The following is a 10574-nucleotide window of genomic DNA, read 5'->3' as shown; positions in this document are numbered from 1 at the left end:
TTGCGATTAATTCTATTCCAGCTTTATTCTTTAAAAACTTTATGATATCAAGTCTTAAGTTTTCTAAAGTTACATATCTAGGAAATACATTATCTATTGATTCATAAATATTATATATATTAAGTAAAATATTCATGCTTTCAATATCGCCATTATACAAGAAGTTTTCAATTAAACATTTCTTGACGTCTTTGAAAGCTAAAGTATTCATTTTTTCTGGATCGAGTCTTGGTGCCAAATTCATAAGAAAATTCCTCCGAAATTTCATATAAATTAATTATACTATAATTTCGGAGGATTTGTAATAATAATATTCGTTTTAATACAATTATAATAATTTGATATCTTTATCTTTGCAACTTTCTAAGTTCTTTTCGTCCCATACACCAACTTGAACTTCACCTATATGCTTCTTCTCAAGGAAGAACATACAAATTCTAGATTGGCCAATTCCACCGCCAACTGTATAAGGAAGTTTACAATTTATAACATCTTGATGATATGGAAGCGAAAGTCTATCTGTGTTATTTGTCTTTTCACATTGAGATACAATAGTATCTTCGTCTACTCTAATTCCCATGCTTGAAACTTCAAAGGCATCTTGCAAAACCTCGTTCCAGAAAATAATGTCGCCATTTAAGCTCCAATCATCATAATCCGGACTCCTGTCATCATGAGGTTTGCCTGATTTTAATTTTTCGCCAATTCCTTCAATAAAGACAGCTTTCTTTTCTTTAGCTATTAGTCTTTCACGTTCTTTTGGAGTCTTGTCTGGATACATGTCCTCTAACTCTTGCGAAGTTATAAAAAATATTTCATCTGGTAATTTTTTTGAAAGTACATAAGGATAAGTTTGATTGATATACTCTTCTGTTCTTTGGAAAACTGAAAAAATTTCTTTTACTATAAGTTTTAAGTATTCTTCATTTCTGTCAGATTTATTAATAATTTTTTCCCAGTCCCATTGGTCTACATAAGATGAGTGGATCTCGTCAAGAACTTCTTCTGCTCTAATTGCGTTCATGTCGGCATAAATACCTTCATACATATTAAAATTATATTCCTTAAGAGCATTTCTTTTCCATTTAGCTAAAGACTGAACTATTTCAACATTAATATCGTATTTTCTTAAGTCAAAATTAACAGCAGCTTCACCTGTCAAGTTATCATTAAGACCTGTTTCTGGTCTTATAAAAAGTGGCGCTGATACTCTTGCTAAATTTAGTGTGTTTGCTAAATCTCTTTGAAAGTAATCTTTTACTGATTTGATAGCAATTTGTGTCTCTCTAAGATCTAGTGATGTTACACTGGAGTTGTTTCTCATCTTATTTCCCCCTTAATTTTAAAAATTCTTCCGCATAATGCGAAAGAATTTCTTATTAGTTAATAATTTTATTAAACAAATTGAATGTCAAAATTTCCGTCATATACTAAGGCTGATTCGATTACAAAAGAACAAATTCTAGTACAAAAATCTAGTGCAAAATCTAAATCTGTATCGAATCCCTTTTCAGAGTTTTTATACTCTTCTACTACTTCTAGTATAAAACTTTTTACTTTTTCTTTAAGTTTTATATCTAATTCACTGTATAAATCAATATTTTTTTCAGATATTCTATTAGAATATTTTTCTTCGCGCAGTTTATTTTCTTTTGCATAAATGTTTAATTCTTGTTCATATTTAATGTGGCTCTTCATATTGCCCATAAAAGTCATTCTATAAGCATGTGGGTAACATACATAGTCACATAGATAATGCATGATAATTCCTAATTTTTTACTCACATAAGAAGTAAATACAAAACTATCATCATTTTCTTTGAAAGAATATCTAGAAAAATAAACTAGGTTTGCAATCTCTTTAGATATAAAATCTACAGATTCATCAAGATAGTGTCTCTTAAACTTATAATATGGAAGATAATCTGGAGCAATTGAACCCCAAAGCATTTTGTCCAAGTCTAAATTTACACTATATTTTTCATTAATCCTATCGTAGACAAGCTTTGCCACGATTTTATGTGTATCTGCTAAAATTTAAAACACTTCCTATTCAAATATAGTATTATTTTTCTATCTGCCTTTCTATATTATATATCTTAAATATCAAAATGTCAATTAGTCTTGTTGTTTTCAATCTCTTTTTGGATTACGTCCCAAATATTTTGAGTTTCAAATCCAAGTCTCCAAGAAGCAACTCCCGATAAATTATATTTGTTTACCAAAGATACTTTCTTCTCAATGGAGCTTGCATCTTCAATCCAAATTTTGTAAGTTGAATCTCCTTCAGTATACTCTACATAATTTTGGCAGGATTCTTCATCCCAAACTGGCTTTAAGCCTTTTTGCTCAATGATTTTATTAGTCTCTGCCATTGATATTGTATTAGATGAAACTTTCCCATTAGTTTCTTTCCATAGTCTTGAATAAGTTGGAACGCCAAGTATCGTTTTTTCGTTTGGTATTGATCTAAACAAAACATTAATGCTACCTTCGACCCATTTATATTGAGCAACTGAACCTGCTTCTTCTGATGAACCCCAGTGTTGGTCATATGCCATTACTACAATGTAGTCGGCAATTTCTGCAAGTTTTTTTCTATCATATGGTTCTTTTGTAACATCAGATGAAATCTGAGGAGTTACATCGACAGAGATAATTAAACTATCTCCAGCTTTTTGTCTTAGTTCTTCGACAAAAGCTGTTATATTGTCTCTATCGTCTATCTTAGTATGCTCAAAGTCAATATTTAAGCCTTTCATATTATATTTATTGCAAAGTTCAATTGTTTTATCTATTATTTTTGCTCTTGTCGCTTCGTTAGATAGGGCTTCGTGAGTTATCTCTGGATCAAAAGAGTTGTCAAGATATCCCCAAACCTCTATTCCCAAATTGTTATATCTCTTAATATAATCGAAGTTTCCACGGTCAATCATATCCCCATTTCCATTCCTTATTGAGAACCATGTTGGGATAATTATATCAAGACCATTAATGTCTTCAATTTTTTCCACTTTTTCTTGTGAATGTTCTGCATAGGTATAGTCCCATGTCATATTAAGTGGCTTCATATTTCTATTTTTTTCATTTGATGGAAGTACGACTTCTTTATAATCGTCGTTTACATTTTCTTTTGCAATATAACCTGCGTATCCATCAACCATTCTAACTTTTAGATATTTACTTCCTTCGTCGTAAATATAAATTGGGCTATTTTCGTCCAATCTTTTAATTATAGGACTTCTCTTTGAATCTTTTTCTAGAAGCACTGCACCATCTTTTGTAGTTGCCTCTGTGTACTTCTTGTCTTCTTTGTCAAGTAAAAGAAGTTGAATGTCTCTATTGTATCTAAGTCTTACATTGTAGTCGTAGATAAAAGCTTCTATTGGAAGCATAATTTTTCCGTCTTTTTCAATTACTGGAGCTCTAAGTGCAACTTCTCCATTATTAAAAACTGCTTCTTTAGAATTAAGTTTTAAAACTTTATGTGCGCTGTCATTTTCAATTATTACTTCTTGTTTAGACTTATCGTATTTAATATTCTCGTCAATGTTTTTGTTGATGTAGTCAAGTGAAAGATAAATCATTCCATCAATGTTATCAAAATCACTCTTGTCTATATACTCATCCTCAGACAAAAATGAAAATCCATCGTAAATAGTAGACACTTTATTCGATCCTCTATTTTCAACAAATAAAAATGCCAAAGCTGCCAAGGCAATAAGTACAAATATACCTGTAAAAAATTTTTTCATATTAACACCCCTTCTTATTTATTCAAAATAGAGGAATACTAAAAATAGGACTCCTCAGTCCCATTCTTAGTATTCAATCTTTTCTTTAACTTTAGCGGCTTTACCTTGTCTATCTCTAATATAGAATAGTTTAGCACGTCTAACTTTACCTCTTCTATTGATAACTAATTTTTCAATTCTAGGTGAATTAATTGGGAATGTTCTTTCAACTCCAATTCCGTAAGAAATTCTTCTTACAGTGAAAGTCTTTCTTGCACCTTTTCCTTGAACTTTAATTACAGTTCCTTCGAATACTTGAACTCTTTGTCTAGTTCCTTCGATTATCTTATAGTGAACACTTACAGTATCTCCTGCTTTTACATCAGGTAGGTCAGTTCTTATTTGTTCATCTTCAATAGCTTTAATAAAATCCATTACCGTTACCTCCTTCCAGTAAATCGTTTAATATTTCTTTTTCTTCTTTATTTAAATTCTTTTCATCTAGTAAATCAGGTCTTTTGTTCAAGGTATTTCTAATAGACTCTCTGAGTCTATATTTCCTAATCTTTTCATGATCGCCACTTAAAAGAATATCAGGAACAGAGTGACCTCTAAATTCTTTTGGCCTTGTGTATTGAGGATATTCTAATAGTCCATTAAAATGAGATTCATCAGAGAAAGATTCTTCTCCAGCAAGCACCCCATCTAATAATCTTGTAACTCCATCAATTAAAACCATTGATGGAAGTTCTCCTCCTGTTAGCACATAATCGCCAATAGAAATTTCCTCATCAATGTAATTGTCGATGACTCTTTGGTCTATTCCCTCATAGTGACCATTAACAAGAATTATATGTTCTTCTTTGCTTAAGCTTAAGAGCATATCCTGTTTCAAAACTTTTCCTTGCGGTGACATATAATAAACTTTTGAGTTTTTTGTCTTTACAGATTCTATAGCTTCAACAATGGGCTTTGCCTGCATCAGCATTCCTGGCCCTCCACCATAGGGATAATCGTCAACCTGCAAATATTTATTTACAGCAAAATCACGAATATCTGTAACCTCTAAGTCTAAAATACCATCATCAATTGCTCTTCCAATCATAGAGAAGCTTTCTAAACTCTTTATAAATTCAGGAAAAAGCGTTAGGACACTTATTTTCATAAAATCATTCCTTCGATTAAATCAACTATAATAACTTCATTAATCGACTTAACAAATTCTTTTACTGCTGGAATTTGTATAATATCTCCATTTTTATTTTCTACAATAAAAACATCATTTGCAGGATATTCATAAACATCTTTTAATTTACCTACAAAATTTTCGTCTAAATCGTAAACTTCTTTGCCTATTAAGTCAGAGATGAAATACTCATCTTCTCTAAGCTCATATCTATCTTCATCATGAATGTAGATATTTTGATTTTTGAGATTTAGAACTTTATTTATATCTTCATTATCAACAAATGTTAGGTATATAAATTTATCATAGCGAACATTTTTAATGTGATATTCTTCTAGATTATCTCCAACATATACTGTAGATAGTAGAGAGAATCTTTTTTCGTTAGAAGTTAAAGGAAGAATTTTAAGCTCGCCCTTTAGTCCGCGAGTATTTATAATCTTACCAATACATGTAAAACCATCAATTGTTTTCTTCAATTTCTAAATTAACCTTTTTATTTTCTTTTAGTGAAATAGCTTTTAAGATTGATCTAATAGCTTTAGCAATTTTACCTTGTCTACCAATTACCTTGCCCATATCATCAGCTGCTACCTTTAAGGTTATATTGACATAATCTGCATCTTGGTCCACATCTATCGCAACTGATGATGGATCCTCTACTAAAGATTTTGCAATATATTCTATTAATTCAACCATATCAGTTCCTCCAAACATATTTATGCTTACTCAGTAGCTTCTGATTGTTCTTCTGTTTCTTGAGAAACTTCAGCTTTAGCTTCATAAACAGAGTTTTCTCTGAAAAGTCTGTCCACTGTATCAGTTGGTTTAGCTCCATTAGCTATCCATTTATTAGCTTTCTCAGCATCTACAACAACTTTTTTAGGTTCAGTTAGTGGATTGTAGTAACCAATTTCTTCGATAAATCTACCGTTTCTTGGGCTACGAGAATCCGCAACTACTATTCTATAAAATGGTTTCTTTTTAGCTCCCATTCTTCTTAATCTAATTTTTACTGCCAAATCATTCACCTCCACAAAAAATTTATATATAAATTAATTTTAAATTAATATATAACTACTTAATTAAAATGAGAAAGGCATCTTAAATCTTTTTTTGCCCATTTTCTTTGACATATTGCCAAATTGTTTCATCATCTTTCTCATTTCTTTAAACTGTTTAATGAGCTTATTCACTTCGCTTGGAGTTGTGCCAGAACCTTCTGCGATTCTCTTTCTCCTAGAAGCATCTATTATATCAGGCTTAACTCTTTCCTTCTTAGTCATAGAAAGAATAATAGCTTCTACCTTTGCAAATTCATTATCAGGTATATTGATGTTTTTAAGCATCTTGTTGTTTACCCCAGGGATCATCCCGATAATATCTTCTAAAGGTCCCATGTTTTTCATCTGCTGCATTTGGTCCAAGAAATCTTCAAAAGTAAAAGTTTGATTTCTTAGCTTTTCTTCAAGTTCTTTAGCCTTCTCAACATCAACTGCGTTTTGTGCCTTTTCGATTAATGAAAGGACATCTCCCATTCCAAGTATTCTTGATGCCATTCTGTCGGGATGGAAAACTTCAATGTTGTCCATTTTTTCTCCGCTGGCAATAAACTTAATTGGGACATCAGTAACTGCTCTAATTGAAAGTGCAGCCCCACCTCTAGCATCACCATCTAGTTTAGTAAGAACTACTCCTGTAAGCTTTAGAGTTTTATCAAAAGCTTCTGCAACATTTACAGCATCTTGACCAGTCATTGAGTCTAAAACTAAAAGAATTTCTGAAGGACTTACCTCATCATTAATATTTTGAAGCTCTTCCATTAGATTTTCGTCAACATGAAGTCGTCCAGCTGTATCAATGATTATTACATCATTGCCATTCTTCTTAGCATGTTCAACGGCAGCTTTTGAAATATCAACTGGAGAAATTTTATCTCCCATTGCAAAAACCGGTACTCCTACAGACTCCCCAACGACTTGAAGCTGTTTAATAGCCGCTGGTCTATAGACGTCACAGGCAACCAAAAGCGGTCTCTTACCATCTTTTTTAAGTTTGTTCGCAATCTTTCCACTAGTTGTTGTCTTTCCGGCCCCTTGAAGACCACACATCATTATAATAGTAGGCTTCCTTGAAAAATCTATTTTAACTTCGCTAGTTCCCATTAAATTTGTAAGTTCTTCATTTACAATTTTAATGACTTGTTGTCCTGGAGTTAGAGATTCCATAACCTCTTTGCCCAAGGCTCTTTCTTTAACAGTCTTTACAAAGCTCTTAACAACTTTAAAGTTAACATCGGCTTCAAGTAGTGCAAGTTTTACTTCTCTCATTGCAGCGTCAATATCTTTTTCAGTAAGCTTTCCCTTTCCAGTTAGCTTTGATAAAGTGCTTTGTAATTTATCTGATAGACCTTCAAATACCATATTCCACCTCCATTATTCAAAAATTAAGTCTTCAATTTTTTGAAGAGTTTTAAGATTTAAATAATCATCTTTCTTTAGCTCTTTAAATAAAGTTTTAAGTTCTTCATTTTTCAAATCCCTGTTTCTTTGAGATTCTTTTGACTGAGCATAAAGATGTAGTTTTGATTCATACTCTTCTAAATTATTTTCTGCTCTTTTTAAATTGTCAAAAACTGCCTGCTTAGAAATTTCAAGTTCATCAGAAATTTCATTTATCGAACAGTCATAGACATAATACATATAAGCAGCTTTTTTCTGTTTTTCAGTAAGTAGTGAGCCATAAAAATCCAGTAGTGAATTCATAAGAAAAAATTTATCATTAGCCATCACTCTCACCTCATTTAATAACATTTTATAAGGTCAAGCTCTTTACTTGACCTAGTTTATTTTACCTAAAGGTGCTCACTTTGTCAACACTTTTTTTGACTTTACACATAGTTTTTTATGATATAAAATCAGATGAGAGGTGAAGAGATGAATAAAAGAACTTATGTAATCACAAGCGGTGCATTGTGTCTTGCTATGGCACAAATTTTATCTTATGTAAAGTTTTTTGAATTGCCACAAAGCGGTTCAGTCACACTTGCATCAATGGCTCCAATATTGTTCTTTCCTTTAATATGTGGACCAAAAGACGGACTTATAACTTCATTTACCTATGGCATCTTACAGTTTGTGCTTGGAGGTGCATTTTATCACCCACTATCACTCATACTAGATTATATTCTTGCCTTTGGTGTTTTGGGTATCACAGGTTTCTTTAGAAAAAATTTAAAAACATTTCTAGCTGGATCATTCTTAGCAATGTTTCTAAGATACCTTTGTCACTTGTTAAGTGGCGTTATAGTCTTTGGTGAATATGCTCCAGCAGGACAGTCTCCACTAGTGTATTCTGCAGTTTATAATTCATTCATTTTAGTTGAAGCAATTATAACTATTCCTGTTTTAATTCTTTTGTATACAAAGGTTTTACCTAAGATTAAAAGAGTAAATTAAAAAAGCGGCCAAGTTTTTTACTTGGTCGCCTTTTCATTTTTATTATTCAAAAATTGCTTCTATGAAATTATCTATATCGAAGTCTTGAAGATCATATATTCCTTCTCCAACTCCAATTAATTTAATCGGAATCTCAAGCTCTGATTGAAGAGCTATTACAACTCCACCCTTTGCAGTTCCATCTAATTTTGTAAGTGCTATTCCAGTTATCTCACTTGCTTCTTTAAATGTCTTCGCTTGGTTCATGGCATTTTGTCCAGTTGTTGCATCGAGAACTAAAAGTGTTTCTCTATTGGCCTCTGGATAATTTTTATTTATAATTCTATTTATTTTTTCTAATTCTTTCATAAGATTTGCTTTGTTGTGAAGACGTCCTGCTGTATCTATAATTAGTACGTCGCTCTTTCTAGCCTTTGCTGCTGCAATTGCATCAAAGACTACTGCTGCAGGATCTGATCCTTCTTCGTGGCTTATTACATCAACATGTGATCTGTTGCCCCATTCTTTTAATTGGTCTATGGCTGCTGCTCTAAATGTATCGGCTGCACACACAAGAACAGACTTTCCTTCATTCTTAAATCTTTGTGATAATTTTCCTATTGTAGTTGTCTTTCCTACTCCGTTTACTCCAACAATTAGTATAATTGTAGGTGACTCACTAATAAGACCTGTGTTAAGTTCTGGATTCATTAACTTTTTAGCTTCTTCCATAAGAAGTGGCTTTACCTTAGTTGGATCATTTATTTTTTCTCTAATAATTGTCTCTCTCAAGTTGTCGATTAACTGCATTGTCGTATTCATTCCAATGTCAGCAGATATTAAAATATCTTCTAAATCTTCCAGCATTTCGTCGTCAATTTTTACATAGTTACCTAGAACTGTGTTTATTTTTATTCCGACTTCTTTTCTAGTTTTATTGAGGCCGTCTTTTAATTTTTCAAAAAAGTTTGGTTTCTTCTGTGGTTCTTCTTGAATTTCTTCTTGAGGTTCTTCTTCTACAACTATTGTTTCTTCAGTGGAACTAGGAATATCCTCTGTAGTTTCTTCTTTAATAACATCATCTTCATGCTCATCAAAAACTTCATTATCATGCTCGTCTTCTTTTGAAATTTCTTGAGCGTCATCTTCTTTAACTTCTACTGATGCCTCTTCTACTTCAGGATTTAGATCTTCTTCAACAACTTCACTTCCATCTGTTTCTTTATTTATATTATTATCTTGTGAATTATCTACTAAATCATCTTCAGTATCTTTTAAATTATCATCTTCTACTTCTTTATCAGAATCTTCAGAAATTTCTTCAGCTTCTTTATTTTCAATATTTTCATGAGTTTCTTCTTTACTTTGTGATTCTTCAGAAACTTCCTCTAGCTCTTCTTTTTCTAGATTCTCTTTTTCTTCCATGCCAAGCTTTTCTTTTAGCCACTTAAACATCTAAACTCCTCCTAATCATTTAACTTTACAGAATAAAGTGTACTTATTCCTTTTTCTTGCATAGTTACTCCATACATGCTCTTTGCAATTTCCATTGTAAGCTTTCTGTGAGTAATAATTATAAATTGAATTCCCTCTAAAGTTGTCAAATACTCTGCATATCTTTTAATATTTGCATCATCTAATGCCGCATCTATCTCATCTAATATACAGAAAGATGCAGGTCTGACCTTAAGTAGTGCAAATAAAAGTGCAACTGCAGTAAGAGCTCTTTCTCCTCCCGACAATAGACTTAGTGATTGAAGTCTCTTACCTGGTGGAGATGCTTTTATCTCTATGCCCGACTCTAAAATGTCTCCCTCAATACTAATCTCTGCGTGACCGCCATTAAATAAAATTTTAAATATCTCTTCGAAATGCCCAGAAATTTCTTCGATTGCGTCTTTAAAACTCCTTTTCATTTCAGTATCGAGTTTTAAAAGTATGGATTCAATTTCATTTTTTGCATCAATTAAATCGTCTCTCTGTTTAGAATAAAAGTCCAGTCTTTCACTTACAATTTTGTGCTCATCAATAGATCCAATATTGACTTCGCCATAATTTTTAACTTTTTTTCTAAGTGATTTTACAAGCTTTTCAGAAACTTCGTCCACTTCATTTACGTCTTTTAACTCTTCTTCTGAAATGTCATATTCTTCTAAAATTCTAGTTTTGTGAGAATTGATTGAATCCTCTCTCACTTCAATTTTATATTTAAAGCTT

Annotated in this window: 12 protein-coding genes and 2 pseudogenes; 1 reads left to right on the top strand and 13 read right to left on the bottom strand. The window is 31.9% G+C overall.

From position 1 onward, the window contains the following. From ACOX6R_RS05565 to ylxM, 11 genes and pseudogenes are all read right to left on the bottom strand, one after another. Nucleotides 1-244: pseudogene (locus tag ACOX6R_RS05565) on the bottom strand (hypothetical protein); the annotation flags it as partial. An 84-nt stretch (nt 245-328) separates the two neighbouring features. Further along, on the bottom strand, nt 329-1324 hold the full coding sequence (asnA, locus tag ACOX6R_RS05560; protein ID WP_433448128.1) for an aspartate--ammonia ligase: 996 nt from the start codon (nt 1322-1324) through the stop codon (nt 329-331). 71 nt (nt 1325-1395) lie between these two features. Next, nucleotides 1396-2013, bottom strand: coding sequence for a zinc dependent phospholipase C family protein (locus ACOX6R_RS05555; RefSeq protein WP_433448126.1), 618 nt, complete (start codon nt 2011-2013; stop codon nt 1396-1398). A 101-nt stretch (nt 2014-2114) separates the two neighbouring features. Next, complete coding sequence (locus ACOX6R_RS05550) at nt 2115-3755, bottom strand: glycosyl hydrolase family 18 protein (protein WP_433448124.1); 1641 nt, start codon at nt 3753-3755, stop codon at nt 2115-2117. Nucleotides 3756-3821: 66 nt separating this feature from the next. Further along, the gene (gene rplS, locus ACOX6R_RS05545) at nt 3822-4169 is read right to left on the bottom strand and encodes a 50S ribosomal protein L19 (protein ID WP_433448122.1); all 348 of its coding nucleotides are present in this window, start codon (nt 4167-4169) and stop codon (nt 3822-3824) included. Next, nucleotides 4156-4899: a tRNA (guanosine(37)-N1)-methyltransferase TrmD gene (gene trmD, locus ACOX6R_RS05540; protein WP_433448120.1), complete on the bottom strand. Its 744-nt coding sequence runs from the start codon at nt 4897-4899 to the stop codon at nt 4156-4158. The genes rplS and trmD overlap by 14 nt, the downstream gene beginning before the upstream one ends. Then, the gene (rimM, locus tag ACOX6R_RS05535) at nt 4896-5399 is read right to left on the bottom strand and encodes a ribosome maturation factor RimM (RefSeq protein ID WP_433448117.1); all 504 of its coding nucleotides are present in this window, start codon (nt 5397-5399) and stop codon (nt 4896-4898) included. Before rimM ends, trmD begins: the two co-directional genes overlap by 4 nt. Then, nucleotides 5383-5619, bottom strand: coding sequence for a KH domain-containing protein (locus ACOX6R_RS05530; RefSeq protein ID WP_433448115.1), 237 nt, complete (start codon nt 5617-5619; stop codon nt 5383-5385). The genes rimM and ACOX6R_RS05530 overlap by 17 nt, the downstream gene beginning before the upstream one ends. Before the next feature lie 26 nt (nt 5620-5645). Continuing rightward, entirely contained in the window at nt 5646-5942 is a 297-nt protein-coding gene (gene rpsP, locus ACOX6R_RS05525; RefSeq protein ID WP_433448113.1) for a 30S ribosomal protein S16, read from the bottom strand. A gap of 63 nt (nt 5943-6005) precedes the next feature. Next, nucleotides 6006-7343: a signal recognition particle protein gene (gene ffh, locus ACOX6R_RS05520; protein ID WP_433448111.1), complete on the bottom strand. Its 1338-nt coding sequence runs from the start codon at nt 7341-7343 to the stop codon at nt 6006-6008. 12 nt (nt 7344-7355) lie between these two features. Further along, nucleotides 7356-7709, bottom strand: a complete 354-nt coding sequence (gene ylxM / locus ACOX6R_RS05515; RefSeq protein WP_433448109.1) for a YlxM family DNA-binding protein — start codon at nt 7707-7709, stop codon at nt 7356-7358. 147 nt (nt 7710-7856) lie between these two features. Between ylxM and thiT the strand changes: the two genes are divergently transcribed. After that, nucleotides 7857-8378 carry an energy-coupled thiamine transporter ThiT gene (thiT, locus tag ACOX6R_RS05510; RefSeq protein ID WP_433448107.1) on the top strand — a complete coding sequence of 174 codons (522 nt, stop codon included), beginning with the start codon at nt 7857-7859 and terminating at the stop codon, nt 8376-8378. 42 nt (nt 8379-8420) lie between these two features. On the opposite strand, the gene ftsY is transcribed toward thiT, so the two are convergent. Together ftsY and ACOX6R_RS05500 are read right to left on the bottom strand one after the other, a co-directional pair. Beyond that, the gene (ftsY, locus tag ACOX6R_RS05505; RefSeq protein ID WP_433448105.1) at nt 8421-9812 is read right to left on the bottom strand and encodes a signal recognition particle-docking protein FtsY; all 1392 of its coding nucleotides are present in this window, start codon (nt 9810-9812) and stop codon (nt 8421-8423) included. A gap of 11 nt (nt 9813-9823) precedes the next feature. Then, nucleotides 9824-10574: pseudogene (locus ACOX6R_RS05500) on the bottom strand (chromosome segregation protein SMC); the annotation flags it as partial.

Origin of the sequence: Peptoniphilus sp., from assembly GCF_050943655.1 — a bacterium.
Classification (GTDB): Bacteria; Bacillota; Clostridia; order Tissierellales; family Peptoniphilaceae; genus Peptoniphilus_A.
The sequence above is the reverse complement of the archived record's forward strand: the minus strand, read 5'-3'. Positions and strand labels throughout refer to the sequence as shown.

Bases quoted from the DNA above. Each gene is read 5' to 3' on its own strand.
- ylxM (WP_433448109.1), bottom strand. From the start codon at position 7,709: ATGGCTAATGATAAATTTTTTCTTATGAATTCACTACTGGATTTTTAT.
- ffh (WP_433448111.1), bottom strand. From the start codon at position 7,343: ATGGTATTTGAAGGTCTATCAGATAAATTACAAAGCACTTTATCAAAG.
- rplS (WP_433448122.1), bottom strand. From the start codon at position 4,169: ATGGATTTTATTAAAGCTATTGAAGATGAACAAATAAGAACTGACCTA.
- thiT (WP_433448107.1), top strand. From the start codon at position 7,857: ATGAATAAAAGAACTTATGTAATCACAAGCGGTGCATTGTGTCTTGCT.
- ftsY (WP_433448105.1), bottom strand. From the start codon at position 9,812: ATGTTTAAGTGGCTAAAAGAAAAGCTTGGCATGGAAGAAAAAGAGAAT.
- ACOX6R_RS05530 (WP_433448115.1), bottom strand. From the start codon at position 5,619: ATGGTTGAATTAATAGAATATATTGCAAAATCTTTAGTAGAGGATCCA.
- asnA (WP_433448128.1), bottom strand. From the start codon at position 1,324: ATGAGAAACAACTCCAGTGTAACATCACTAGATCTTAGAGAGACACAA.
- trmD (WP_433448120.1), bottom strand. From the start codon at position 4,899: ATGAAAATAAGTGTCCTAACGCTTTTTCCTGAATTTATAAAGAGTTTA.
- ACOX6R_RS05550 (WP_433448124.1), bottom strand. From the start codon at position 3,755: ATGAAAAAATTTTTTACAGGTATATTTGTACTTATTGCCTTGGCAGCT.